We start from the raw sequence: 25808 nt of genomic DNA, 5'->3' as shown, positions 1-25808 counted from the left end.
CTTGCCCTAATTTGTCTGGTTATCAACAAACAGTTAGGTCTCGCCAGGCCGGCGGGTCAGCTCAGGGCTGCACTCGCCTCAGCGGGGGCAAGCTCGTGGCACAATAGAGCACAGTTAAACTAAAGACCCGTTCCATACCTGTAAGCCTGTGAGTACCGTCAGCCAACCGCTAACCCGCGCCGTCTTCCCGTTCACTGCGGTGATTGGTCAGGAAGATATGAAACTAGCCCTAATTTTGAACGTGATCGACCCTAAGATTGGCGGCGTCATGATCATGGGCGATCGCGGGACCGGCAAGTCCACCACTATCCGCGCCCTGGCCGACCTGCTGCCTAAAATCGACGTGGTGGCCGACGACCCTTTCAATCGAGCGCCTGACGATCCGGAAGTGCAGCGCGATCGCGCCGACCTGCCTAAAACCCAGAAGAAAGTGCCCATGGTGGATCTACCGCTGGGCGCGACCGAGGACCGTGTCTGCGGCACCATTGACATTGAAAAGGCCCTGGCCGAAGGGGTTAAGGCCTTTGAGCCGGGCCTGCTGGCCAAGGCCAATCGCGGCCTGCTCTACGTCGATGAGGTCAACCTGCTCGACGACCACCTGGTCGATGTGCTGCTCGACTCTGCCGCCTCGGGCTGGAATACGGTCGAGCGAGAAGGAATCTCTATCCGCCATCCGGCCCAGTTTGTGCTGATTGGCTCAGGTAATCCCGAAGAAGGCGAGCTCCGCCCCCAGCTGCTCGACCGCTTTGGCATGCATGCCGAAATTCGCACGGTCAGAGAACCCGAACTGCGGGTCCAGATCGTCGAGCAGCGGTCTGAATTTGACCGAGATCCGCAGCGCTTTCTAACTCAGCACCAGGCTGAGCAGGACGCCCTGCAGCAGCAGATTGTCGGCGCTCAGGAACGGCTTCCCCAGGTCACCCTAGAGCCCGAGTACCGGCTAAAAATTTCCCAGGTCTGCTCAGAGCTAGACGTAGACGGCCTGCGGGGCGACATCGTCACCAATCGCGCCGCCAAAGCCCTGGCCGCCTATGAAAACCGCACCGAAGTCACCGTTGAAGACATCCAGCGAGTGATTGCGCTCTGCCTGCGCCATCGGCTGCGCAAAGATCCGCTAGAGTCGGTCGATTCGGGCTACAAGGTGGAGAAAACCTTCAGCCAGGTCTTTGGCCTAGCGGAGCCGACTGCGGCTAACGGCCGTCAGCCTACCGGCGTGCGCTAGTGGCCAAACGCATTCTGGGGTTAGACCCGGGCCTGGCGATTCTGGGATTTGGCGTGATCGAATATGACCCGGCGACGACCCGCGACAGGTCGCCTCACGTCACCGTGCAGGATTTTGGCATTATCCAAACCCCGGCCGGTACCGAAACCGGGCAGCGGCTCTGCACCATTTTTGAAGACCTGCATAGTGTCGTCGAACGCTATCAGCCCGACCTGGTTTCAATTGAGAAGCTATTTTTCTATCGCATGGGCAATACCATCCTGGTAGCCCAGGCCCGCGGCGTCGTCATGCTGGTGCTGGCCCAGCATCGCCTCCCCTTTGTGGAATTTACCCCGGCCCAGATTAAACAGTCCCTCACCGGCTACGGCAATGCAGATAAGTCCGCCGTGCAGGAAGCCGTCGCCCGCGAGCTGAAGCTCGACGCCATTCCCAAGCCGGATGACGCGGCGGATGCGCTGGCGGTGGCGCTGACGGCTTGGTTTCGGGAGGGGTGAAGGGTGGTGGGGTAGGGGCAGGGTTCCCCTGCCTGGAGTGGATGGGTGGAAATTCGTTACCGTTTTGGATGTAGGTTTTTTAAAGTAGGACCATAACCGTTGGAGAATGACATGGCAGGTCAGACGAGTCAACAAACCGTACAGCTAGGGCCGCAGGGGCCGCAGGTACCGGCGTTGGGCATTGGCACCTGGTCCTGGGGAGACTCGCTTTTCTGGCAGTACGGCAAGGACTATGGCCGAGACGAGGTGAAGGCTGCGTTTGAGGCGTCTCTGGCGGCTGGGGTCAATTTTTTTGATACGGCAGAGGTCTACGGACTGGGCGAGTCGGAGAAGCTGCTTGGGCAGTTTATGCAGGATAGCGAGCAAACTGCGATCGTGGCGACCAAATATTTTCCGGTGCCTTGGCGATTTTCAGAGCAGGCGGTAGCCGATGCCCTGACCGCCAGCCTACAGCGGCTCCAGGTGCCTGCGATCGCGCTCTATCAGGTGCATCAGCCGTTTACCTTTTTCATGAGCCAGGAAACCCTGATGAATGCCCTGGCCAAGGAAGTGAAGCAGGGCCGGATTGCGGCGGTTGGGGTGAGCAACTACTCGGCGCAGCAAATGCGTGAGGCTCATAGCTATTTGGCTCAGCGCGGCATTCCGCTGGCCGTGAATCAGGTATCCTATTCGCTGCTCAACCGCAAGATTGAAACCAACGGCATTCTGGAAGCAGCTTGGAACCTGGAGATGACGATTCTGGCCTATAGTCCCCTGGCTCAGGGCTTGCTCACCGGCAAGTACAGCCCCGACGGCGGTCAGAAACCGGCTGGAGCCCGCAGCCTCAACCCGCGCTTTAGCCAGGACGGCCTACGTAAGATTGAGCCGGTCATTCAAACTTTAAAAGCAATAGGGAAAGCGCGCGATCGCACCCCGGCCCAGGTTGCTCTGAACTGGCTGATCCATCAGGGCAATGTGGTTCCGATTCCCGGTGCTAAGAACGCCAGCCAGGCGGAGCAGAATGCTGGCGCGCTGGGCTGGTCACTGACTGCGGAGGAGCAGGAGAAGATTGGTGGGGTGACGGCGGAGTGGCGGGAGTGAGGGGTGAATGGGTGGAGGGTAGTGGGTGATCGGGTAATGGAGCAGATAGTAGGGGCTTGGTTGCCAAGCTCGCACAGCGAGGTTGTTGGGCTAGAGCCGGGTTTAGGATTCGATGGAATTTAGTCCAACGGCCTGAGATATGGATTTGAGGCCGTGGCGGTCGAGCTGGTTGAGTAAGCCTTGGCAGATTTGGCGGGCGAGTCCTGGGCCTTCGTAGACCCAGCCGGTGTAGACCTGAACTAGGGAAGCGCCGGCGGTGATTTTGGCCCAGGCGTCGGCGGCGCTGAAGATGCCGCCGACGCCGATGATCGGGAGCTGTCCCTGGGTGTGCTGATAGATTAGCCGGATGACTTCGGTGGCGCGCTGGCGGACGGGAGCGCCGCTGATGCCGCCGGGCTGATGGCGGACGGGTTCGCCGGTGGCGAGGGTCTGAGTTTGCAGGTGCTCACGGCTGATGGTGGTATTGGTGGCGATGATGCCGGCGAGTTCGTAGCTTTGAGCCAGGTTAATGATATCTAGCAGGTCGGCATCGGCTAGGTCGGGAGAAATTTTGACCAGCAGCGGTTGCCGGGGTCGATTGGCAGACTGGAGGGCGGCCAAAATCGGTTCGAGCTGATCGCGGGCCTGGAGCATTCTCAGGCCAGGCGTATTCGGCGAAGACACGTTGACGACGAAGTAGCTGCCCCAATCTTTCAGCGCTTTGAAGCTGGCGAGATAGTCGGCGGCGGCCTGCTCCAGCGGTGTGACCTTGGACTTGCCCAGGTTAATCCCCAGCGGAATTGGGCAATCTAGAGGGTGCCAGAGGGCTTCTAACCGCTTGGCCAGGGCGGTTGCGCCTTGGTTATTAAAGCCCATTCGGTTCAGGGCGGCAGCATCGGCCGGTAGGCGAAACAGCCGCGGTTGGGGATTGCCCGGCTGGGGCTGAGCCGTTACCGTACCCAGTTCGGCAAAACCAAAGCCCAGCAGCGGCCAGGCTCGGGCGGCTTGTCCGTCCTTGTCGAAGCCTGCCGCTAGCCCCAGCGGACTGTCAAAGTGCAGGCCCCACAGGGTTTGGCTCAGGCGGCTGTCAGACTGACAGTAGGCGGCTTTTAGCCCGCTCTGGGCAGCCCGTCGTAGGGGCTGCTGCCAGCCGCCCTCGGCGGGGTTCGCCGCCAGCCAGGCCAACAGGCCCAGGGTTTGCTGATGCAGCCGCTCTGGATCGGCATTGAGGGCGTTGAACAACAGCGGCCTGAGGCCAGTTTTATAGAAATTGGGGGGTGTATCCGCCAAAGTCAGCAACGGTAACGGTTATCGAAATCAAGCAAAGCGCAGTTGAATGTGGTGATTCAGGGGGGCAATCTGGGTATTCCAAATGACAGAGTTGGCTTTGCGCGATTTTGTCATTTGGCCCCACTGCCTGCTCAGCCGCTAGACCGATCGCGCGATCGCACCCTTCCTATAGCCTAACAACATGGTCACCTCCAAAGCAGCCAAGTCAGTCAAATCTCAGAGCGCTAACCTCAGCCAGGTGCTGGCGGCAATCTGGGAAGCCGGCAGTCTCGACCAGGCGATCATGACGGGCCTGGATTCTATTCAAGCAGAATTTGACCATTCGCTGATCTGGGTTGGGCTCCACGACCGGACCCACCACCAGCTCACCACCCGCGGTCTGATTGCCCCCAAGCGGGAGCATTTCCCTTCAATATCCTTGGCAATCCATCCTGGGGACGTGATGGAGCAGGTCTTGATCCAGCAGCGACCGCTGGTCATCCCCGACCTGAAGCTGGAGCCGCGGGCTGGGGCCTGGGCTCGAATTGCCGAAAAACTGGGTCTTCAGGGCACCGTCATACTGCCGATTCGCCGCCGCGATGTTTGCTTTGGGGTACTGGTTCTCAGCTCACCGCGCTGGGGAGTGACCTCCGGCCTGCTCGAAAATGCCACCCTCTCTACGGTGACCCGGGCCCTAGCTGAGGCCATGCATCAGCACATTCAAGAACAGCAGCGTCAGCAGGTCAAGCAGCCAGCGCAGCCGCTGCTGACGCTGCTGGAAGACTTGGGTAAGCTATCCGGCCTGGACCAGCGGCTGGGCGCAGTGGTCGAAGCGACCCGCCGATTTACGGACAGCCAGCAGACCAGCATTTACTGGTTTGAATCCCGCGGTCGCTATTTCTGGCAGCGGGTAGGCGGACAGGCCCGGCGGCCGCTAGCGGTGGTCGAGAAGGCGGCCAATTCGCGATCGCGAATTTCCGTCGAGCAGATCAAAGATGCTTACCAGATGCTGCTGGCAGACCAGCTGGTCGTGCTGGAAGAAGCTGCTGAGGGATCGCTTAAGGCGGGCTTAGCCCTGCGTCTAAAGCAGCTGCTGGAAGCACCGTCGCTGATGGCCTCGCCGATTCTCTGTCGGGGCGAGCTACTGGGGTTTTTAGCCGTCTCTGGGGCCAGCGGTCGGGTTTGGAGTGAGACTGATCAGCAGTTTGTGCAGGGAGCGGCTCGGCTGGTTAGCCTGTCTCTACCCGCGGCAGAACTGGAGCAGATTTTAGAGCAGGTCAAGTCAGACCAGCTGCTCACTGCCGGGCTAACCCGCAGCATCCACAGCGATGGCGACTGGCGGCGCGTCCTCGAACTCTGCTCCAGCCAGCTCGCAGCCCGGATTGGCGTCGATCGGCTGATCGTCCTCAGTGCCGACCCGGTCCATGGCGGCTTTGAAGTCAGACACATCAGCGGCAAGCGGCTCACCGGCATCGCCGCCCAACGCCACTGGCCAATCCTGGCCGACGTCGATCGACAAATGCTAGAGCGCAGCCATGCCCCCATCGGTGTGGAGCAAATTGAAGACAACCTGAAGCTGATCGCCTGGCGCCCCCGGCTATTAGAAATGGGCATTCAATCGCTGCTGGTCTGTAATGTCTCACCGGGGCAGGCGCCCCGGGGGCTGGTGATGGTCGCCGATAGCGTCAGCCGCCACTGGAGTCAGGCAGAGCGCGAGCTGGTGCAGGCGGTGAGTCAGCAGCTAGGGCTGATTTTGCACCAGTGGCAGCTACAGCGTCAGGCCAGCCAGCAGGCCCAGATGTATGACACGCTGCAATGGGGGCTGCGCAACCTACAGCGCCTATTTCAAATTGATTTGCTCGATCAGGCTGGCACCAAGCATATTGCCCAGCTCCTACAGGTGCCGCTGGTCGCCTTAGTCGCCTGGCCCAACGGCGATGCCAGAGCCCGAATCGCGAGCGCGATGGTGCGCGATAAGAAATTTAAGATCGACCCTCAGGCCGCAATTGAGGTTCAGTCAGACGCGCTGATTAACTGGGCTGCTCATACCGACGGGCTCCTCTCCCTCAGCCTGGAAGACCTGACCGATGAAACTCGCGCTTGGATCTCTGGACCAGAGGCCTGTCAGGTACTGGTGATGGCGCTGCGAACAGCCCCCGAACACGAGCCGAACGCGGTCATGGTGCTCGCCGACCGCAGCGATCGCCGCTGGAGCGATGAGCAGACGACGCTACTGGCGATGGTGGTGAACCAGCTGGCCTGGTGCCGTCGTCACCTTAACTTGACCGGCCAGCTGGCCATCCAGGGGCAGCAGCTATCCGAGCTGAACTGGTACAAGCAGCACCACCTTGACAGCATGGAGCAGCTGCTCAATCAGAGCCTAGAACCGCTGAAAGTCCTTCTGGCTGGCGTAGAATCGCAGCTAGGCCAGCGTCAGCAGCAGGCCATACACCAGCTCATGAGTCTGAATAATCGCCTGGTCCGACTCAATCAGTATGAGCGCTGGGAGCTCCAGCCGGGTCAGGAAACGATGGCGATTGTAGGACTCATTAAGCGGCTGATGGAGCGAGCGAATCCTCTCATCCAGAGTCGCCAGCTCTGGACTAAGGTGCATTGCGAAAGCAACCTGAGCCTGGGGGGCGATATTACTAAAATTGAATTCGTGCTGTACGAGCTGATTGCGGCGGCCTGCGATCGCTCTCCCCCGGGCAGCCGCATCGATGTCTGGTGCCGGCCGTTTGACGACCGCTGGTTGGAAGTCTCGATTACCGACAGCGGCCTGATCAACGCTGAGCTGATTCAAGAACTCCAGCGGGGCCGCCCCACCGACCTGCTGTCTAGCACCCTGCTGAACCAGTCAGAGGGCCGTCATTTTCACATCTGTCAGTCGCTGATGAAGCAGCTCGGCGGCGAGTTTATCCTGGCTCAGATGGATGACCAGCGTACGCTCAGTCGCGTCATCTTGCCGCTGGACAATCCGTAAAAGGTATCTGTGCCCAGCTCAGCATCAAGCCTTTCCTGAAGAATTTTTAGACGAAACTGTAAATCTTGTTACAGTTTATTTTATAATCTGTATCAATAGCTACTGATTTTATAAGCTTGAGGTTGAATCTATCGCTTAAATCAGCAATTTTGATCAGGAGATATTTCTATGCAACAGCATCAAACCTATACCCGTTCTCATCAGAAGGCTCAGCAATCTGAGCATCCCGGGCTTTTAGTTCTGCTCGTCGTGGTCGCGTCGTTTGCCGCCGGCCTAATCCCCCTCGTCGGCATGAGCCTTCTCAATCCCGAAACGACTGCGCTACCCCACGCTGCTGGGATGTGGCAGCCGCTGGGGGAAGCCGACTAGCTGCGTTGAGCGATTGCGCCTGATCGAAGCATTTGATGGCTTTTGAACCCCTAGCGCTGACCGATGCTGGGGGTTTCCCATTGGGCCGATAGCAGCGCTGGGAGTGATTTTGGCTCAGCAAGAAGTCCGCAAATCCTATAGTGTGGTGATGACAGTTAGCAAAGCCCGAGTCAAAGGGGGAGCAGGAAACGTGGGGTATGGGGGTAGAGTCACTCATCTTTCAGGGACTATGGGGACTGATTTCTATTGTTCTAGTAGAAATTTTGCGGGACCTATACCATGTGGCCAGCCACGGCTGGGAGCCCTTGCAGCGGCTGCACAGCTGGCATCATCGGGCCTACAAAAAGGACTTTACGCCGGTGAACGGAGAAATCTATCGGCGATCGCAGCTCTATAACGATGCCCCCGAAGCGCTGTTTATGCTGGTGTCGATCGGCGCGATCGCGTTTCTCACCCATCACCCCGCTCTCTGGCTTGGCGGCCTCTACGCCACCGGCTTTCTGCTAGCGGCGCTGCTGCGGTCCCAAGGCTGGCTCTATGCCAGCGACCTGACCCACGAACCCGGCCCCCTGACCGAGCTGCCCCATCCCTGGCGGGTGAACCGCACCTATCACTGGCGGCATCACTTTGACCAAACCAACGCCTATTACGCCGGCCATTTCACCATTACGGACAAGGTCATGGGTACGGCTCTCTCGCTCAAAGGAAAAACGGTCGCGGTGACCGGCGCATCTGGCACGTTGGGCCGAGCCCTGATTCGCGAGCTGGCCCGGCAGGGGGCGAAGCCGATTGGGCTGAGCACTTCTGCGGATACTGAGATTGAGGGCGCGGTCAGCGTCGTCAGCTGGCAGGTGGGTGCCGAAGCCAAGCTTGCAGATCGACTGCAGAAGGTCGATATTCTGATTATCAATCACGGGCTGAATGTGCATAGCGATCGCACCCCCACCGCTATCGAAAAATCCTTAGAGGTCAATGCCCTCTCGGCCTGGCGGCTGCTGGAGGTTTTCCTCAGTACCGTTGATGACGACACCGGTCGGGCGACCAAAGAAGTCTGGGTGAACACCTCCGAAGCCGAAGTCAACCCGGCCTTTAGCCCGCTTTACGAAGTCTCCAAACGGCTGCTCGGCGACCTGGTCAACCTGCGCCGCACCGACGCCCCCTGCGTGATCCGCAAGCTGGTGCTCGGCCCGTTTAAGAGCAACCTGAATCCGATCGGGGTGATGTCGGCGGACTGGGTGGCAGGCGCGATCGTGGCGCTAGCCAAGCGAGATTTCCGCAACATCGTGGTGACGATCAATCCCCTGACCTATCTGCTGTTTCCGCTGAAGGAGCTGGGTCAGACCATTTATTTTAAGCTGTTTACAAAGGCGCAATCCCCAGCTCCGCCTAGCTGCCGGTAGGGGGCGTCTGCTGAGCGGCAACGCACCCTGCGCAAGCTGTCCTAAGCAGGACGCTGAATGATTGCTTCTAATACTCGCCGCCTGCTCTGTGGGTCAATCCCAATCAGTCTTACATAGTCATCGCGAAAGTCTGCTAGCCGAGCGGCTACCTCCGCTAAAGCCGCTCGCTCATCTTGAGCCTGAATGGCGCTGCTCTGCCAGGCATTGGCCCGAAACCGTCGCGAGTTGGCGTGTTCTAGACCCACTCGGTAGCCCTGATTCAACAGTGACTGAATGTGCTCACGGGCCTCCGCAGAGAGGGACTGAACGGCTGTCTGCTTTTTGAGAAATGTTTTCTGTGGTTCGCGGCCTGAGCTTTGGGTAGACGGCTGCTGGTGCTGTTTAGATGTAGCGTCCCTAATCTCATCGCCGCGATCAGGCGGCGGCTGAGGCACTGATGGGGGCTGATGACCGTTCCCGCTGTCTATTGCCTGATTGTACTCGCGCACTAGACCCATGGTGCGGACGAGATCCTGCTCGCTGAGCATCTGCTGACCGACGTCGAGCAGGTGAGCCAGCTGAAAATTGGGCTTTTTGAACTGGGGCGGGGTTTTGGTATTGACAACAGTGCGAGAGACGTTCTCAATCCCCACCTGGTGAATAAAGTCTGTAATCTGTTCGTCATAGATCTGGGCTCTGAGCGCGCCAAAGAAGTCAATCGCCTGACCGCTAAACCGATCCACTAATTCTTCAATCTCTCTAGCCGAGAGCCCATCTGGTTCAAAGATACCGCTGACGATACCAATCCGATCGGCGTGATCGGGCTCCCAGTAAAATTTCTGCATTCGCCCCTCGCGAATCAGCGGCGCATAGAGGGTGGCAAAGTCATTTCCAGTCACCACAATCGGAATGCGCGGCAGCGGCGTCTCGTCGTAGCTGCCTGGGAGCTGCACATTGTGCGGATTGTCGGCAATATTCATCAGCGTGTTGTTGACCAGCTGCGTATTCACCGTGTATTGGGTCATCCGGTCAAAGCGCCCGGCCCCGGCGTCTAGATCGTTGATCATCAGCACCGCCATCTGACCTCGCACCCGTACCAGCTCTGCCGCCTCCCGGTAGCGTAGCCGCACCAGCCGAGCCGGGTCGCCTGCATCGGGGCTCTCTAGCTCACCGCCCGAGATATGGACGACCAGGACCCCCATCCGCTCATACACCAGCTCGCACTGAAAGGTTTTGCCCTCACCCTTGCGACCATGAATGCCTAAAATGAGCGGCATCCGCACCTGCGGCAGGTCGAGGTAGTTTTTGGTGATATGAACGGCCAGCTTATTGAGAAAGCGGGGAGAAATGTAATAGGACATGGGGCCTGCAAGCGATGGATTCTGTAGCTAATCATACAGAAGGAACTGGCCCATCGATAGGCCTGCCTGTCACCCCATTCTTCAATTAAGACAGCTTAAGACGGCATTGACTTCATCAGCTCCCTGAGCAAATCGCGAGCCGAGTTCATAAAGCGAATCGTATCGGGATGATTGCTCCAGATTGGATCGTCCTCTGGGAAAACATCGAGTGAGAACATATCCTGTAGCCCTTTTACGTAGGGTGCGAATATCTTATTGTCGTCTGGATGCATCCGCTTTTCGAGCTCCCGGCCCAGCAGGCTGGCCTGGTGCCGCTACGGCTTCGGTGGGGAGCGCAGGCATCCCAGCGGGCCAACCTTTCCATAAGGTTTCGATAATCCCTAGCTGTGCTTCAGGGCGTTGCCGCTGCGGCGCTCAGCAAAGCCAGCTTCACCGGGGTCTAAACGGCTGTCCGAAGTGACCCGATAAAGCTTTGGTAAATTTGGCTACTTTTAACGTTCGCTTTACCTTGGCTTTATCTTGACCTGGGACGCTTGGCGAGGTTTTGCTATTGCCGGTGGACGGGGGGAGCTGCGATCGCGCTTTCGCCACCAATCCGGGACTGAAGCAAAATCCTATAAGTCTGCTCTATTTACATGGCGTTCTCTTTACATAGCGTTCTATGCCTACCTCAGCCTTTCAAGAATCCTTTGACGACGACAATCAGTTTGCTGTCAGCACATCCTTCTTCTCCGATGGGTCAGGGGACTACTTCACGCTGACTGACGGGTCCAACATTGGCTCCTTCGTCGAGCTGAGCGGCTTTGACGGCCCGTTCCTAGCGGCTCAGGACCTCGACGGCGAAGGCGGTCCCGCGACGGTCGAGCTGCTGTGGTCTGATCTGGATATTTCTGGGCAGTCAAACCTGGAATTTAGCGGCCTGTTTGCCGAAGATGACGCTTCCGATGGCAATGAAGACTGGGATGCTGCCGACTTCGTCAAGTTTGAATACGCCATCGACGGCGGCGCTTTTCAGGATCTGCTGGCCTTTGAAAACGACGGTAGCACCTTCAACTCGGCCCCCAGCCAGGACACCGACTTCGACGGCGTCGGCGATGGGGCCGTTCTGACTTCGACGGCTCAGGAATTTAAGGCCGCGATCGCGGGCACCGGCAGCTTGCTAGACCTGCGCCTCACCATTGCGCTGGATTCTGGCGATGAGGATATCGCGATCGACAGCCTGAGGATTGCTCAAGCTGTCACCATTGCCGACAACGATGCGCCCCTTACCCTAATTCACGAGATTCAGGGCAGCGGCACGGTCAGCCCGATTGAGGGCAGCAGCGTCTTAATCGAGGGCATCGTCGTTGGCGACTTTCAAGGTGACAACGGCTTAAACGGCTTCTTTGTTCAAGAAGAGGATGCCGACGCCGATACGAATGCGGCAACCTCAGAGGGCATCTTTGTCTTCGATAAAGACTTCGGCGTCGATGTCAGCGTCGGCGACAAGGTGCAGGTGGCGGGCACCGTCGATGAGTTCTTTGAGCTGACCGAGCTTACGGACGTGACCAAGGTTTCCGTACTGAGCGTGGATGAGGCCCTACCCACGGCAGCTACGGTTAGCTTCCCGATCGCCAGCTTGGATGAATTAGAAGCCGTCGAAGGGATGCGGATCACAATTCCTGATACCCTATTCGTCACCGAATACTTTAACTTAGACCGCTTTGGAGAAGTTCGCCTGGCCTCTGACGCACCCAGCAACGCGCCCGGCACCGATGGCCGCCTCGACCAGTACACCCAGTTCAATGATCCCAGCGTCACCGGCTTTGCCGAATATCAGGAAGCCCTAGCGACCCGTCAGATCGTGCTCGACGACGGTAGCCGGGTACAAAATCCAGACACCCTTATCTTCGGTCGCGGTGGAGAGCCCCTCAGCTCCTCGAATACGCTGCGGGGCGGCGATACGGTTGAAAACCTGACCGGGGTACTGAGCTTTAGCTTTGGCGACTACCGGATTCAGACGAACGAGGGGGTAGACTTCCAGCCCACTAATCCGCGTCCGGCCACGCCGGACGATGTCGGCGGTTCGCTCAAGGTAGTCAGCTTTAACGTACTGAATTTCTTCACCACCCTAGACGTGGAGGGAAATCCCGGCAGCGGCCCCAACAACCTGGAACCGCGCGGCGCTGACAGCCAGGCTGAGTTTGACCGGCAGCTGCAAAAGCTGACCACCGCCATTCTGGATATTGACGCCGACGTACTGGGACTGGTTGAGCTGGAAAATGAGTTCACCGACGTTAACGGAGACGGCCAGTTTGCAATTGACACCCTAGTCAACGCCCTCAACGCCGAGGCCGGGGCTGGAACCTACGCCTACGTCGATCCGGGGACTTCCTTTGTGGATACCGGCGACGCCATTTCAGTCGGGGCTATCTATAAAACCAGCGCCGTCAAAATTGCCGAGGGGACGACTGTAGAAATCCTAACCGACGCCGACCTGTCGGCTCTAGGTCTGGAGGGACCGGTCTTCGACGGGCCGAGCACCAACCGGGCTCCCCTCGCCGTCACGTTTGAGGAACTCAGTAGCGGCGAAAAATTTACTCTTGCCGTTAACCACTACAAGTCTAAAGGGAGCCTCTCCCCTGGCGAGGGTAACGAGGACATTGGCGACGGCCAGGGTCGCAACAATGCGATTCGGCTGAAAGCCTCTCAAGCTGTGAATGCCTGGCTTGGCAGCGATCCGACCGGCAGCGGCGATGAAGACTTTCTAATCGTGGGAGACCTCAACGCCTATGCCCAGGAAGACCCGGTTACTTTCCTAGAAAATTCAGGCTATACCAATTTGGCCGAGCAATTCATCGGCAGCGATGCCTACTCCTTCGTCTTTGATGGTCAGCTAGGTACCTTAGACTACGCCCTCGCCAACCCCGCTTTGCTATCTCAGGTGACAGGCGTCACCGAATGGCACGTCAACGCCGACGAGCCCGATGCGCTGGACTATAACCTCGACTTTGGCCGAGATCCGAGCCTGTTTGATGGCACTATCCCCTACCGCAATTCCGATCACGACCCGCTAATCGTTGGGCTGAACCTAGCCTCTTCTGCCCCCGGCGGCGTCATCAACGGCGGCAACGGTAAGGACACTATTGAGGGAACTGAGGGGGATGACATTCTCTCCGGTGGCAACGGTAAAGATTCTGTCTTTGGCTTCGCTGGCGATGACATTCTCAACGGCGGCAACGGCAAGGATCTGCTGTTTGGCGGTGACGGCGATGACCTGCTAAACGGCGGTAGGGGTAAGGATCTGATACTCGGCGGCGGCGGCCAGGATACGGCTCAGTATGAAGGGCTTCAGACTGACTACACCTTTATGGGCACGGTAGACAGCTTCACGGTGCAGGGGCCAGGGACGGGCAAGAATTCGCTGTTCAGCATCGAGTTTCTCCAGTTTCTCGGCAGCGATTTGCTGGTTGCCGTAGCGGACCTCTTTGCCTCATAAAAAGTCGGGGGAGGCGCGATTCTCTAAGAGCTATCCGCGCCTTCCTCCCAATATACGGACGCAGCAGCATTGAGCCTTGTTAGGCAGGAATTTCTCTCTGGCTCAACAGCTATTTTTGCTGCCGAGTAGCGTCACTGCCGGATAGCGTCTCGAAATGCCATCACCGCATCGAACTGGGCTTCTGGCTTCACATAGCTCACCAGCATTGTCAAATCTAAGGTCGGCAGCAGTTCACTGGTTTCGACCCGCTCATATCCAGAAGAGCGCAGGCAGTAGATCGAAAATGCTCCTGCCTGCCACTGCCACACTTCAGCGACACCCAATCCCCGGTAAATGTTGAGCTTATCGACTAACCCACTGGTAATGACGATTTCAATCGCCAGGTCAGGAAAGTCCTTTTTTGTCCCTAGACAGTAGCATTCATCGGGTTCTAAGCCCCGTTGTTTAGCGGCCTTGCGAAACGTTGTGGAGCCACCTGCATGGAATCGCGTCCGCGTTTCTTGCAAATAGGCTTCCACCAGCATTCCAACCATTTTTTTCAGGTCTTCATGCTCTGGGGAATTGGTCATAATCTCCAGAGTGCCCTCCAGATAGCTCATTCGCAAGGTTGGGAAGTTATCTCCCAGAACTCTCAGCAGCCCCTCGTACTGCTGCCAATCCACACCATGCAGTAAGACACGCTGTTCAGCATCTTGGGACTGAGACAGAATTGGAGAACGCATAAGCAGGTAGCCTTCAAGCTTGACCCTATTCTAGTGCTTCATCTGGATCAACCCCCAGTTCTCTTAGCCGGGCGGCTAGCCGTTCGGCTCGATCTTGGACTGCTTGCCGGGCGGCTTCAGCTTCAGCATGGCTGAGCAGCTTCGCTGGGGACTGGTTGTTTTCCTGCCAGACCCTATAGGACTTGCGCTTGCCCTTGGGCCGATTCAGGACGACGAAGACATCGGGGGCGACGCAGGCTTTGGGATTCCCTTCTTCGTAGTAGATCAGCAGATTTCCAGAGACATAGACCTGAGGCTGGTTGGCAAAGAAGATGTTGAGAATTTCAGTGCCGTAGGCGATGTAGGGCCGCTGGTAGTCGCTCTCGGCCATCGGCTTACCATCCGATTCGGGATAATCGACATCGAGGTTGAGATCAGCTGCGCTCGTCATGGCGCTCTCCAGCAGAGGGGAACGGGCTGAGGGAACGGTTCGAATTGACTTGGTTATGACTAATCATACTCAAATCCGATTGGAGCCGGGAACTGGGTTGCTCAGAATGCGGTTCCCGACCATCTCCGTAATGCTTTCTTAAAGCTTGCGTAAATTCCCGCAACCTTAACGACGCCTTTACCTGGTTTTTACGTTGGGATGGGAGTTTTGTATGGGTTTTTACCAAAAACGCTTTTAGCGACTCAGTAAAAACCCGGACCTGAGATTCTAAGGAGCACAGCTGATGGCGGACCTACTCGAAAATATTGGCAGATTCGAAAGTGAGTTTGGGGCGGAGATCGTCGCCCATGACCCGGAGAATCAGCTGCTTTACGTGGTTTCGGGAGGGACAGAGCTGCAAATTCTAGACGTCAGCGACCCTACAGACATCAGCCAGGTTGACACCGTCAATATTGCCGACTTTAGTACGCCAGTGGGCGGCATCAATAGCATTGCCTACGCCAATGGGCTGCTGGCGGTCGCGATCGAAGCTGAAACTGCCACTGACCCGGGTCTCCTAGCGCTGGTCAACATCGGCCTGCTGCCATCCGTTGGTGACGACTTTCTAGCCGCTGCGAAAGTGTTCACGGTCGGCGCTCTGCCGGACATGGTGACCTTCACGCCAGACGGTAGCAAAGTACTCGTCGCCAACGAAGGAGAGCCCAATGATGGCGTAGACCCGGAAGGCTCGGTCTCCATCATTGACGTCTCTGGTGACTTTGCCAGCCTCAGCCAGGCGAACGTTGCCACTGCCGACTTCACCGCCTTTAACGGGCGCGAAGCCGACCTCCGCTCTGACGGCGTTCGGATTTTTCCAGACCGCGCCGCCGCCAACGACTTTGAGCCCGAGTACATCGGTGTCTCCCCCGACGGCACTACCGCCTTTGTGACGCTTCAGGAAAATAACGCGGTCGCGATCGTCGATATCGAATCGGCTACCGTGCTGGGAATTGCGCCGCTGGGCGTCAAGGACTTCAGCAAAGGCGAGCCCAAGCTGACCAGCTATGCAATCAGCGATCGCGGCCCGATCACCAACGGCGGCGAGCCTCTAACTACAGCCACGGGCGAAACCATCGAGCTGGGGGGCTTTTCGGGACTCTGGTTCGACGGCGTCGCGGATAGCGGCAATCTCAAGTTTTTAGCCGTGCCCGATCGCGGCCCCAACGGGGAGCCGGTCGATGGCAACCGCCCCTTTTTGCTGCCCGACTATCAGGCCCGAATTGTCACGTTAGAAGTGAATGAGGCAACTGGCGAAGTTGCGATCGCCAGCGAGCTGCTGCTGACCCGCCCCGACGGCACGCTGATCACCGGGTTGCCCAACGTTCCCAACTTTGACGAGCGGGCGGTAGACGCGGCGGGAAATTTTGTCGATCTGCCTTTCCTGGAAGGATTTGAAGAATTTGGCACTGACTACGACCCCTTTGGCGCTGACCTGGAGGGTATCGTCCGAGCGCCCGACGGCAGCTTCTGGATGGTGGACGAATACCGTCCGGCCATCTACCACTTTGCGGAAGATGGGGTGCTGATCGATCGGTTCGTTCCTGAGGGAATTGCCGACCTGGCCAATGCAGTCAATCCCGGTGCCGAGTTTGAGACGGGTGATTTCGGCAGCGAAACCCTGCCCGCTGAGTACAACAATCGCCGGGCCAATCGGGGCTTTGAGGGCATGGCCCTAGATACCGATGCGGGCATTCTCTACGCCTTTATCCAGACGCCGCTGAGTAATCCCGACCGGGATGCCGGCGATGCGTCCAGCGTCATTCGGATGCTGGGAATCGACCCCGCCACGGGCGAACCGGTTGCAGAATACGTCTACCTGCTGCAAAAGCCCGATGTCGGCGGCAACGTCGATAAGATCGGCGACGCGGTGTACGCCGGAGACGGCAAATTCTTCGTGATGGAGCGGGATTCGTCCCTCGATCCGACCGCTCAGAAGTTCGTTTTTGAGGTGGACCTGACCGGAGCAACCAACGTCCTGGGCACGGACTTCGGGGCTGAAACCCTGGAACAGCAGTCACCTGATGAGCTGGCTGAGATGGGAATACAGCCGGTGAACAAGATCAAGGTAACGAACCTGCCCTCTATCGGCTATTTACCCTCTGATAAACCAGAAGGACTGGCGCTACTGCCCGACGGGCGGCTGGCAGTGCTTAACGACAACGACTTTGGTCTTGAGCCCGAAGCTGAAGCGGTAGAGCTGGGCATCATTGACTTTCCCGCAGGCAATACTCTGGACCCCAATGACAAAGACGGCGGTATTAACTTGCAGAATGCGCCGGTATTCGGCCTGAAGATGCCCGACAGCATCGCTACTTTTGAGAGCGACGACGTCACCTACTTTGTCACGGCCAATGAGGGAGACGATCGGGGCGATGCTGATGAAGATGAGTTTGGCGACGCGATTCGGATTGGTGACCTGGCGGATGTGACCTCCTTTGGCCGTGACGGTCTGGCCCTGGACGAGCGCTTTGTTCCCGCGATCGCGGCAGACGACGCCCTGGGCCGACTCGTCGTGTCCTCCCTAGACGGCGACCTGGACGGCGACGGCGATTTAGACCAGCTCTTTAGCTACGGTGGGCGTTCCTTCTCGATCTACGACGAGCTGGGAAATCTGGTCTTCGACAGCGGCGATATGATCGCGAAAATCACCGCCGAGCTGACCCCCGAGCTATTCAACGCCAACGACGGCGACCCGGAAGAGTTTGACACCCGCTCCGATAATAAGGGCGCAGAGCCCGAAGCCCTCACCGTCGGCATCATCGGCGGACGACCCTTTGCCTTCGTCGGCCTGGAGCGGGCTGGCGGCGGCGTATTGGTCTATGACCTCAGCAATCCCCGTAATCCTGAGTTCGTTCAGTACGCCCGCAGTGACGAGGATATTGCCCCAGAGGGGTTGGCCTTCATTCCGGCAGCTAAGAGCCCCAACGGTCAGCCGCTGCTGGCGATTGCCAATGAGGAATCTGATACGGTTGCCGTTTACCAAACAAACATTCCAGCCTCTACCATCGCTGAGATCCAGGGCGCGGGCCAAATTTCGCCGCTGGTGGGCGAGCTGGTGCAGACCGAAGGCATTGTTACAGCGGTCGATTTCAGAGGGTTCTACGTCCAGTCCGCGATTGATGACGGCGATGCGGCGACTTCCGAGGGTTTATTTATCTCCACCAGCGATAGCCCTATCGTCAGCATCGGCGATGAGGTGCGGCTGTTTGGAGAAGTCGGCGAGTTTATCTCTGGCGGGGCCGATACCGGTAATCTCTCGATCACCCAGATGAGAGATCCAGATGTTGTCGTTCTCTCTTCAGCGAATGACCTGCCGGAGGCGGTTGTGATTGGCCAGAGTGGGTGGGTGCCGCCAACTGAAATTGTGATCAGCGATGACGAACTGCCGGTGAATCTCCAGGAAACCGCTGGCGAATTTGACCCTGACGAGGACGCGATTGACTTCTATGAAAGCCTGGAAGGAATGCGCGTTACCGTGGAGGACGCCCTGGCCGTATCCCCTACCCGGGTCTTTAGCCAATTTTCTGCCGAAGCTTTCACCCTACCCAACCAGGGAGCCTTTGCCACCCCAGACGGGGTGCTGACCGAGCGCGGCAGCATCAACCTCGTCTCTGGGCCAGATAATACCGGCGACCAGAATCCCGAGCGGGTGCAGATCCAGTTCAACCCAAATTTGCTGCCCGAAGGCTTTGATACCCCGGCACTGACGGTGGGCGATCGGCTAGGCGATGTGACTGGCGTCGTCGGCTATAGCTTTGGCAACTTCGAGGTCAACGTTACCGAAGCTTTTGAAATCATGCCTAGCGGTCTAACTCAGGAAGTTACCGACCTGGCCGGTGATGAGGATGAGCTCACCGTTGCTAGCTACAACGTGCTGAATCTGAGCCCGCTAGCCGAAGACGATGCCCAGCGGATGCTGCTGGCAGAGCAAATTGTCACTAACTTAGGCGCACCTGACATTGTTGGACTTCAAGAGATTCAGGACAATGACGGCACGACCAATGGCCCCGATAGCGAGGTGACCGATGCGACAGAGACGTTGCAGGCTCTCGTCGATGCCATTGCGGCAGCGGGCGGCCCGACCTACGAATTCTTCGATGTGGCACCGGTCGATGACACCTCGGGCGGCGTCCCCGGCGGCAATCTGCGCAACGCCTTTCTCTACAATCCAGAGCGCGTGACCCTGGATTCCTTTGCCTCGATCGACCAAAATCCGGCCTTTGAGGGGACTCGCAATCCGCTGGTCGGCAACTTTGTTTTCAACGGCAATCTCGTTACCGTCGTCAACAACCACCTGACCTCACGCTTTGGCTCGACGCCGATCTTTGGCGGCCCGCAGCCCTTTATCCAGGCGGGTGAAGCCGAGCGAGAAGCCCAGGCTCAGGCGCTAAACGACTTTGTTGACAGCGTCGCCAGCACCAACCCAGACGCCAAAGTAATTGTGCTAGGCGACCTGAATACCTTTGAATTCACCGATGACCTGAGCGAAATCTTGCCCGGCACGGGGGATGAAAAAGTGCTGACCAACCTGGTTCAGCAAGCCGTCAACGATGACGACGCCTATACCTTCATCTTCGATGGCAACAGTCAGGTGCTCGACCATATGTTCGTCACTGACGCGCTGCTGGATGAGGCTAAGTTCGACATTGTTCATGTCAACAACGATTTCCCTCGCGATGATGGCGGTGTGCGGTTTGCTGACACCGTTGTTGCGAGCGACCACGAGCCCATTGTTGGAAAATTTACTCTGGATGAAGTAACCCCTATGCCCTCTGCCTTTACCCTACAGCTGCTCCATGCGGCTGACCAAGAAGCCGGTATTCCCGCCCTTGAGGACGCTCCCAGATTTTCTGCGGTGCTGAACGCGCTCAGAGACGACTTTGAGAATACGCTGGTGCTGTCTTCCGGCGATGCGATTATCCCGGGTCTGTTCTTTTCAGCCAGTGAAGCCGTTTACGGCGGGCCCGGTCGCGCCGATATTCTGATTCAGAATGAGCTGGGCTTTGAAGCGATCGCGTTTGGCAACCACGAATTTGACCAGGGCACCGCGCTGCTTCGCGACCTGATTGCCGGAGCAGAAGATGACCCCTCTACGCCTGACATCGATGAATCCTTCATCGGCACACAGTTCCCCTACCTGAGTGCCAACCTGGACTTCAGCACCAGCGCCGACCTGGCCGACCTGGTCGTTCCCGACGATCAGCCGCCCCAGCCCAATAGCATCGCGGCGACTACGGTGATCGAAGTCAACGGTGGGAAAATTGGTGTGGTAGGTGCGACAACGCCCACCCTCCCTACGATCTCTAGCCCGGGAGACGTCACAGTCAATCCGCAGCCCTTTGACGGTAACCCGACGCCAGAGCAGCTAGACGCTCTAGCGGCTGAAATTCAGACCGATGTCGATCAGCTGCTGGCGCTCAACCCAGGGCTGAACAAGGTAGTGCTGCTGGCGCATATGCAGCAAATCAGCATTGAGCAAGAACTTGCGACTCGCCTGAGCAACGTAGACATCATCGTAGCGGGCGGCTCTAACACTCGCCTGGTGGATGAAACTGATCGTTTCCGGGATGGCGATACGGCTCAGGGAACCTACCCCATCTTCACGACGGACGCTGACGGCAACCCGGTTGCGGTTGTCAATACTGACGGCAACTATAAGTATGTCGGGCGGCTGGTAGTTGACTTTGACCAGAACGGTATTCTGCTTCCTGAGAGCTATAACCCAGAGGTGAGCGGCGCTTTCGCCACCGATGACCAGGGCGTAGCGGACTTGAATGCCGAAAGTCTGGTCGATCCAGAGATTCAAACCATTGTCAAAGCTCTAGAAGAGGTAATTATTGCCAATGAGAGCAACGTCTTTGGCATCAGCGAGGTCTATCTCGACGGCAGACGTAGCGAAGTCAGAACTGAGGAAACTAATCTAGGAAATTTGACGGCGGATGCGAACTTAGCGATCGCCAAGCAGGCCGATTCTGAAGTCGTTATATCGCTTAAGAACGGCGGCGGCATCCGCGACGACATTGGCCAGGTCATCGTCCCTGCCGGCGGCACAGGCGACCCTGAGTTCCTACCCAACGAAGGCATTCCTGGCGTCAAGCCGGAGGGCGGAATTTCTCAAAATGACATCGCTAATACGCTGCGGTTCAACAACGGCCTGACCCTGCTGACGATTACCGCTGAGGAGCTGCTGGCCGTTGTCGAGCACGGCGTTGCAGCGACTGAAGAAGGTGCGACACCAGGCCAGTTCCCCCAGGTCAGCGGCCTTGAGTTTAGCTTTGACCCAACTGCGGCTCCTGGCGATCGCGTCCAGTCCCTGGTCATCCTGGATGAGGAAGGCAACGACGCTGAGGTGATCGTGCAGGACAGCGAGCTGGTCGGCGATCCGGGTCGGACCTTCCGCATGGTGACGCTGAGCTTCCTGGCGGGTGGCGGCGACGGCTATCCGTTCCCCGATCGCGACGTGGTGCAGCTAGCTCAGGAAGAAGATGCGCCTCGCACAGGCGACGCCACCTTTGCGCCCGATGGTTCAGAGCAGGACGCGCTAGCCGAGTACCTGGAAGACAACTTCGGCGCTGAGATGCCCTTCAATAACCCAGAGACCGCGCCTGAGCTGGATACCCGAATTCAAAACCTAGCTTTCCGAGAGGACACCGTCATCGATGGCGATGTTGGCGGCGGCAATGGCGGTGGCGGTCAGACAGGCCAGGAGATTCTAGGCACAGCTGATGCCAACGACCTGGAGGGAACCTCAGGCAACGACACCATCGCGGGCCTGCAAGGCAATGACACCATTCGCGGCGGCGACGGCGACGATATCCTCCGGGGCGACCTGAACAATAGAAGTCCCCAGGGCAAGCAGGGCGGTGACGACCTCATCTTTGGCGGCGCAGGCAATGACCGCATCGGTGGCAAGGGCGGCAATGACCAGCTGTTCGGCGACGCTGGCGACGATGCCATCTGGGGCGACGACGGCGACGACCTGCTGCGCGGCGGACTCGGCAACGACCGCCTGACCGGCGATAATTTCTCCGGCGGCCAGGGCGCTGACACCTTTGTCCTAGCGGCGGGTGAAGGCACCGACACCATCACCGACTTCGAAATCGGTATCGACTTCATCGGTCTGGCCGATGGCCTCAGCTTCGGGTCGCTGACCTTCAGCGGCGACACCATCAGCCTCGGCGACGAAACCCTGGCCATTCTGCAGGGCGTCAATACCTCTGTGCTGACAGAGTCCGCATTCACGCCAGTTTAGTTTCTCCGCTGGTCTGAGTTAGGAAAGGAGTGTAGCTACAGGGCTGCACTCCTTTTTTAGTCCGACGTGGGCAGCAAAGGCTGAATTGCTTGTACAAAGGCCGGAATACTTCTTTGCAAGGTTAGCCAAACCCTCTGCACATCGACCTCGTCATAGTCGTGAATCAGCTTGTCTCGCATACCGGCGATCGCAGACCAGGGAATTTCACTGTGCTGCTGCCGGAGTTCTGGAGATAGCCGTTTAACAGCTTCCCCAACGATGGTGATTTGCTAGAGAACGGCTGATTGGGTTTTGCGATCGCGCCCAAACTCCGCTTCGCTCAGTCCTTGCACAAACTCCAACGCCAGCCGCGCCGCATTGAACGCATCCAGCAATGACGCACTATCCCGCGAGTTCATGAGCCTGAGAGTAGATCACCTGAGCACTGCTCAAAATCTCCTGACGACGAATCCAATTATCACTACTTTCAATCGCCCGCTTTTCAAGCAAATCAACTTTTCGATTGAAAATACCCTCCAGCTCTTGCTGCATATTGACTAAGTCAAGCAAATCCCAGGCAGCCTCTGGAGCGAAAGCGGCAAGAATATCAACATCGCTATGAGTCTGGAAGTCATCTCGCAGGATAGAACCAAACAGAGATAGCTCAGATACCTTCCAACGTCGGCAGAAGTTTTCAACTAGATTTCTAGAAACATTCAATCTCACTAGAGGCATCATCACTCCTCCCACAAGGTAAACATGCGGCTTTCAATGACTTCCCAAGTATTCTTAGAAACGCGCAGTGCCGAATCTTTGCACTCTAAAATAAGCTGACTAACAGACAAGTATTGTCCAAGTCTATCAATTTCATGTTTAGAAAACTCTATAATTTCGGGATTTAGACTCAAAGATTTCAACCAGTCTTTCCTGGCTTGGCTGATAAATTCTTGGTCAATTCCTAAAGAAAATTCGACGGAGTCCTTGAAGGCGGCTAAACCCAATCTTCGCAAAAAGGTGGATTTTCCGGCTCCAGGCTGTCCTAGTACAGTCAGTTTTGAATGAGCATTGACGACGTTCGTGCCATCCTGGGGAGTCCGTTCTCGGGTGTTGAACTGCCTTACGTTCCTACCACGATATTCGTCTTCTAGCGATTCCAGAGACTCAAACCGGCGAATGCTGAGGTCGTCTAGAAACTTAACCTTAGTATAAACCTGCTCCAGCGCATAGTCTTGCCTCATCCCTAAAATTCGTACCGAACCGTAGCGTTGGCGATATTTAGCTTCGTAGCGCTCTAAAGCGGCTTTTGCCTGGCGCTTGTCTTTAACCGCTTCAAAAAGTGCTCCACCCACTTTTCTAGCCACGTCCAGCACAATGCGAGTCAGCCCGCCTGCAACCGGGTCTTCAAAGGCACCAAAAGGGTTAGGACTCGCGCTTGTCATAGGAGGTAAGGGCTGGAAACTTAGCTGACCTGATTTCCTCAATCTTATCCGAATAACCCTTGAGGAGTGATTGACGGCTTTGAGCAGCTGCATCAGAATCTGGCTCTGACAGCTCTTCCGCACGAGGCCATTTGTTTAAGCATAAGTTTCCCCCTTCTTAACCTGATGATGATGCTCTCTTAATGCACTGCTTGCAAGATGACAGCGCAAGGATATTGGCAGGATCTGGCTTTTCTGACTTCAGGCTAGCTCAACCGCTATTGATGCCTAATGATTGAAGCTGGCCGTCAGTCAATTCCCAAATTCAGCAATGGCGTTAGCCGACTGAGGAAATCGTTTTGTTTGCCACGACGTCTCAACAGCTCTACGAATCAGCCAATCAGTTTGTCGTCCTGCTTGAGCAGCTCTATCACGAAAGGACATTGGCCTCCTACGTGACCGGGCGCACCGTACCGCTCAACCCGGGTCAGATTTATGTCATTTATCGCGGCGTCATCCAGCTCCACACCATCCATCCCGACGGCAGTGAAACGCTTCTCGGGTTAGTCGGTCCGTCGATGACCTTTGGCCTGCCGCTGACGATTACCGATCCCTACTGGGCAACGGCGCTCACCGATGTCGATCTGCTGCCTTTAGCCATGGCTGAGGTAGAAAGCTCTCCGGCGCTGATGGCGGGTATCTTTTCGCATCTGGTGCGGCGGCTGCATCAGTCGGAAGCCTGGCTGGCGCTTTCGGGCAAGCGGCTGGTCGCCGATCGGCTGCGTCACCTGCTCCAGCTGCTCGCGGAGGAATTCGGCCAGGTCGAATCCGGCGGCGTCCGCATCAACCTGCGGCTTACCCACCACCAGCTAGCCACCGTCATTGGCACCACCCGGGTCACCGTTACTCGGCTGCTGCGCGACTTTAAGCAGGAGGGCTGGCTCAGTATTCAGCAGCGGCAGCTGGTGGTTTGTCCTGAGGCGTTGGATATTGGTTGAGTGGGTGGTGGGTAGTGGGTGAATGGTTGGCTGCTTACCCTGATGTCAGTGCTCTAGTTTCTATTGCCGATTGGCGTGGCTAATCCGTCAATGCTGCGGCTGCCTTTTTTTTGCTGATACGCTGCCAAACCCTCGGGTCCCTTTTTCTCGGCCCAGCTGACCAGCATGTCGCGCTGTCCTTCGTAGCTCAGCAGCGGCACGCCAAAGCCGCAGGAGGTCTGGATGCGGTGCAGGTCAGCCACAATGATCTGGCGGCTGCCGGGAATTTTGGGAAAGCGATCGCACATTTCCGCCCACTCCGGCTCGCCGGGTAGCACCGTCCGCCCCTGACCGTAGAGCCGTAGGATCATCGGCGCGCCTTCAAAGGCGCAAAACATTAGCGTGATCCGACCGTTCTCCTGGAGGTGGGCGGAGGTTTCGTTGCCGCTGCCGGTCAGGTCGAGGTAGGCCACCCGGGTTGGCGAAAGAATCTGAAAGCTGTCGAATCCCTTGGGTGACAGGTTGACATGGCCGTCTGGCGTCAGCGGGGCGGTTGCGACAAAAAACAGCGCCTGTCGCTGAATGAAGTCAGCTAGCTCAGGCGTGATTTGCTCAAATACTTTGGCCATATCGGGCTACCATAGCGATCGCGGTTTCAATTAAATTCAGTCAAGTCCAGGGTATCGCAAGATGAGCCAGCCCTCTCAGGTCAATGCAGACATCCAAACAGTCGTCCAGATGGTCAGCGGCCCGGGCCTGCCCCTGGTCGGCAATGACATCGACACCGATCGGATTATTCCAGCCCGCTTTCTGCGCTCGGTCACCTTTGACGGCCTGGGCGAGCAGGTGTTTATCGACGATCGGGCAGCCGGCCAACATCCCTTTGACCAGGCCGCCTATCAAAACGCCAAAATTTTAGTCGTCAACCGCAACTTCGGCTGCGGCTCCTCCCGCGAGCACGCCCCCCAGGCCATCGCCCGCTGGGGCATTCAGGCGGTCGTCGGCGAGAGCTTCGCCGAGATTTTCTTCGGCAACTGCATCGCCATCGGGGTGCCCTGCGTCAGGGCTGAACCCACCGCGATCGCCCAGCTCCAAAAGCTGATCGCAGCCCAGCCTACCACCATCCTCACCGTCGATCTGGCCACCCAAACCATCCAGGCCAATGGTCAAGCCTGGCCTATCCAAATCGAACCCGGCCCCCGCCAGATGTTCCTCAGCGGCACCTGGGACGCCTGCGGCCAGCTCATCGCCCAGGTCGAAGCCATCCAAACCACTGCCCAAACCCTACCCTACCTAACCTGGCACACCTAACTCCGCCGCCTATTCTCGCTAATCCTGACAACCTCGCTGCGCAGGTGGGGAAACCCCACCCCTACC

At 57.6% G+C, this 25808-nt stretch carries 19 protein-coding genes; 10 read left to right on the top strand and 9 right to left on the bottom strand.

From position 1 onward, the window contains the following. Nucleotides 1–148 precede the first annotated feature (148 nt). The 3 genes from bchI (at nucleotide 149) to IQ241_RS19230 (ending at nucleotide 2796) form a co-directional block, all read left to right on the top strand. Nucleotides 149–1222: a magnesium chelatase ATPase subunit I gene (bchI, locus tag IQ241_RS19240; protein ID WP_193910330.1), complete on the top strand. Its 1074-nt coding sequence runs from the start codon at nucleotides 149–151 to the stop codon at nucleotides 1220–1222. Continuing rightward, entirely contained in the window at nucleotides 1222–1716 is a 495-nt protein-coding gene (gene ruvC / locus IQ241_RS19235) for a crossover junction endodeoxyribonuclease RuvC (protein ID WP_193910328.1), read from the top strand. The genes bchI and ruvC overlap by 1 nt, the downstream gene beginning before the upstream one ends. A 111-nt stretch (nucleotides 1717–1827) precedes the next feature. Further along, complete coding sequence (locus tag IQ241_RS19230) at nucleotides 1828–2796, top strand: aldo/keto reductase (RefSeq protein WP_193910326.1); 969 nt, start codon at nucleotides 1828–1830, stop codon at nucleotides 2794–2796. A gap of 102 nt (nucleotides 2797–2898) precedes the next feature. On the opposite strand, the gene IQ241_RS19225 is transcribed toward IQ241_RS19230, so the two are convergent. Further along, nucleotides 2899–4074, bottom strand: a complete 1176-nt coding sequence (locus tag IQ241_RS19225) for a quinone-dependent dihydroorotate dehydrogenase (RefSeq protein ID WP_228021864.1) — start codon at nucleotides 4072–4074, stop codon at nucleotides 2899–2901. Nucleotides 4075–4246: 172 nt separating this feature from the next. On the opposite strand from IQ241_RS19225, the gene IQ241_RS19220 reads away from it, so the two are divergent. The 3 genes from IQ241_RS19220 to IQ241_RS19210 all read left to right on the top strand — a co-directional run bounded on the left by IQ241_RS19220 (nucleotide 4247) and on the right by IQ241_RS19210 (nucleotide 8796). Then, nucleotides 4247–7027, top strand: a complete 2781-nt coding sequence (locus IQ241_RS19220) for a sensor histidine kinase (protein ID WP_193910324.1) — start codon at nucleotides 4247–4249, stop codon at nucleotides 7025–7027. Between the two features lie 168 nt (nucleotides 7028–7195). After that, nucleotides 7196–7396, top strand: a complete 201-nt coding sequence (locus tag IQ241_RS19215) for a hypothetical protein (protein WP_193910322.1) — start codon at nucleotides 7196–7198, stop codon at nucleotides 7394–7396. 197 nt (nucleotides 7397–7593) lie between these two features. Next, nucleotides 7594–8796, top strand: a complete 1203-nt coding sequence (locus IQ241_RS19210) for a bifunctional sterol desaturase/short chain dehydrogenase (RefSeq protein ID WP_193910321.1) — start codon at nucleotides 7594–7596, stop codon at nucleotides 8794–8796. A gap of 41 nt (nucleotides 8797–8837) precedes the next feature. On the opposite strand, the gene IQ241_RS19205 is transcribed toward IQ241_RS19210, so the two are convergent. Further along, complete coding sequence (locus IQ241_RS19205; protein ID WP_193910318.1) at nucleotides 8838–10136, bottom strand: ribulose bisphosphate carboxylase small subunit; 1299 nt, start codon at nucleotides 10134–10136, stop codon at nucleotides 8838–8840. A gap of 95 nt (nucleotides 10137–10231) precedes the next feature. After that, nucleotides 10232–10408: a hypothetical protein gene (locus tag IQ241_RS19200; RefSeq protein WP_193910316.1), complete on the bottom strand. Its 177-nt coding sequence runs from the start codon at nucleotides 10406–10408 to the stop codon at nucleotides 10232–10234. 389 nt (nucleotides 10409–10797) lie between these two features. Here IQ241_RS19200 and IQ241_RS19195 point away from each other — a divergent pair, with 389 nt between their 5' ends. Next, nucleotides 10798–13614 (top strand): ExeM/NucH family extracellular endonuclease, encoded by a 2817-nt coding sequence (locus IQ241_RS19195; RefSeq protein ID WP_193910313.1) that lies wholly within the window; start codon nucleotides 10798–10800, stop codon nucleotides 13612–13614. A gap of 131 nt (nucleotides 13615–13745) precedes the next feature. On the opposite strand, the gene IQ241_RS19190 is transcribed toward IQ241_RS19195, so the two are convergent. Further along, nucleotides 13746–14336, bottom strand: coding sequence for a Uma2 family endonuclease (locus IQ241_RS19190; RefSeq protein ID WP_193910311.1), 591 nt, complete (start codon nucleotides 14334–14336; stop codon nucleotides 13746–13748). Nucleotides 14337–14361: 25 nt separating this feature from the next. Next, complete coding sequence (locus IQ241_RS19185) at nucleotides 14362–14766, bottom strand: hypothetical protein (protein WP_193910309.1); 405 nt, start codon at nucleotides 14764–14766, stop codon at nucleotides 14362–14364. A 283-nt stretch (nucleotides 14767–15049) separates the two neighbouring features. On the opposite strand from IQ241_RS19185, the gene IQ241_RS19180 reads away from it, so the two are divergent. Beyond that, nucleotides 15050–22057: a choice-of-anchor I domain-containing protein gene (locus IQ241_RS19180; RefSeq protein WP_193910307.1), complete on the top strand. Its 7008-nt coding sequence runs from the start codon at nucleotides 15050–15052 to the stop codon at nucleotides 22055–22057. Nucleotides 22058–22113: 56 nt separating this feature from the next. Here IQ241_RS19180 and IQ241_RS25690 read toward each other — a convergent pair whose 3' ends face one another. The 3 genes from IQ241_RS25690 to IQ241_RS19165 all read right to left on the bottom strand — a co-directional run bounded on the left by IQ241_RS25690 (nucleotide 22114) and on the right by IQ241_RS19165 (nucleotide 23475). Further along, nucleotides 22114–22317 (bottom strand): HepT-like ribonuclease domain-containing protein, encoded by a 204-nt coding sequence (locus tag IQ241_RS25690; protein WP_322743710.1) that lies wholly within the window; start codon nucleotides 22315–22317, stop codon nucleotides 22114–22116. A 121-nt stretch (nucleotides 22318–22438) separates the two neighbouring features. Continuing rightward, complete coding sequence (locus tag IQ241_RS19170; protein ID WP_228021863.1) at nucleotides 22439–22774, bottom strand: nucleotidyltransferase family protein; 336 nt, start codon at nucleotides 22772–22774, stop codon at nucleotides 22439–22441. Further along, a complete protein-coding gene (locus IQ241_RS19165; RefSeq protein WP_193910305.1) occupies nucleotides 22774–23475 on the bottom strand; it encodes an NACHT C-terminal helical domain 2-containing protein in 702 nt (233 codons plus the stop codon). The genes IQ241_RS19170 and IQ241_RS19165 overlap by 1 nt, the downstream gene beginning before the upstream one ends. Nucleotides 23476–23813: 338 nt before the next feature. On the opposite strand from IQ241_RS19165, the gene IQ241_RS19160 reads away from it, so the two are divergent. After that, nucleotides 23814–24452, top strand: a complete 639-nt coding sequence (locus tag IQ241_RS19160; RefSeq protein WP_228021862.1) for a Crp/Fnr family transcriptional regulator — start codon at nucleotides 23814–23816, stop codon at nucleotides 24450–24452. 53 nt (nucleotides 24453–24505) lie between these two features. Here the strand turns inward: IQ241_RS19160 and IQ241_RS19155 are convergent, their stop codons facing one another. Next, nucleotides 24506–25060: a pyridoxamine 5'-phosphate oxidase family protein gene (locus tag IQ241_RS19155; protein ID WP_193910303.1), complete on the bottom strand. Its 555-nt coding sequence runs from the start codon at nucleotides 25058–25060 to the stop codon at nucleotides 24506–24508. 61 nt (nucleotides 25061–25121) lie between these two features. On the opposite strand from IQ241_RS19155, the gene leuD reads away from it, so the two are divergent. After that, complete coding sequence (gene leuD, locus IQ241_RS19150) at nucleotides 25122–25742, top strand: 3-isopropylmalate dehydratase small subunit (RefSeq protein WP_228021861.1); 621 nt, start codon at nucleotides 25122–25124, stop codon at nucleotides 25740–25742. Nucleotides 25743–25808: the final 66 nt, after the last annotated feature.

The sequence above is a fragment of the Vasconcelosia minhoensis LEGE 07310 genome, assembly GCF_015207255.1.
GTDB classification, from domain to species: Bacteria; Cyanobacteriota; Cyanobacteriia; order Phormidesmidales; family Phormidesmidaceae; genus Vasconcelosia; species Vasconcelosia minhoensis.
The sequence above is the reverse complement of the archived record's forward strand: the minus strand, read 5'-3'. Positions and strand labels throughout refer to the sequence as shown.

Bases quoted from the DNA above. Each gene is read 5' to 3' on its own strand.
- IQ241_RS19165 (WP_193910305.1), bottom strand. From the start codon at position 23,475: ATGACAAGCGCGAGTCCTAACCCTTTTGGTGCCTTTGAAGACCCGGTT.
- IQ241_RS19220 (WP_193910324.1), top strand. From the start codon at position 4,247: ATGGTCACCTCCAAAGCAGCCAAGTCAGTCAAATCTCAGAGCGCTAAC.
- IQ241_RS19180 (WP_193910307.1), top strand. From the start codon at position 15,050: ATGGCGGACCTACTCGAAAATATTGGCAGATTCGAAAGTGAGTTTGGG.
- IQ241_RS19215 (WP_193910322.1), top strand. From the start codon at position 7,196: ATGCAACAGCATCAAACCTATACCCGTTCTCATCAGAAGGCTCAGCAA.
- IQ241_RS19190 (WP_193910311.1), bottom strand. From the start codon at position 14,336: ATGCGTTCTCCAATTCTGTCTCAGTCCCAAGATGCTGAACAGCGTGTC.
- IQ241_RS19170 (WP_228021863.1), bottom strand. From the start codon at position 22,774: ATGATGCCTCTAGTGAGATTGAATGTTTCTAGAAATCTAGTTGAAAAC.
- IQ241_RS19155 (WP_193910303.1), bottom strand. From the start codon at position 25,060: ATGGCCAAAGTATTTGAGCAAATCACGCCTGAGCTAGCTGACTTCATT.
- IQ241_RS19230 (WP_193910326.1), top strand. From the start codon at position 1,828: ATGGCAGGTCAGACGAGTCAACAAACCGTACAGCTAGGGCCGCAGGGG.
- IQ241_RS19210 (WP_193910321.1), top strand. From the start codon at position 7,594: ATGGGGGTAGAGTCACTCATCTTTCAGGGACTATGGGGACTGATTTCT.
- IQ241_RS19185 (WP_193910309.1), bottom strand. From the start codon at position 14,766: ATGACGAGCGCAGCTGATCTCAACCTCGATGTCGATTATCCCGAATCG.
- IQ241_RS19195 (WP_193910313.1), top strand. From the start codon at position 10,798: ATGCCTACCTCAGCCTTTCAAGAATCCTTTGACGACGACAATCAGTTT.
- IQ241_RS19200 (WP_193910316.1), bottom strand. From the start codon at position 10,408: ATGCATCCAGACGACAATAAGATATTCGCACCCTACGTAAAAGGGCTA.
- leuD (WP_228021861.1), top strand. From the start codon at position 25,122: ATGAGCCAGCCCTCTCAGGTCAATGCAGACATCCAAACAGTCGTCCAG.
- IQ241_RS19205 (WP_193910318.1), bottom strand. From the start codon at position 10,136: ATGTCCTATTACATTTCTCCCCGCTTTCTCAATAAGCTGGCCGTTCAT.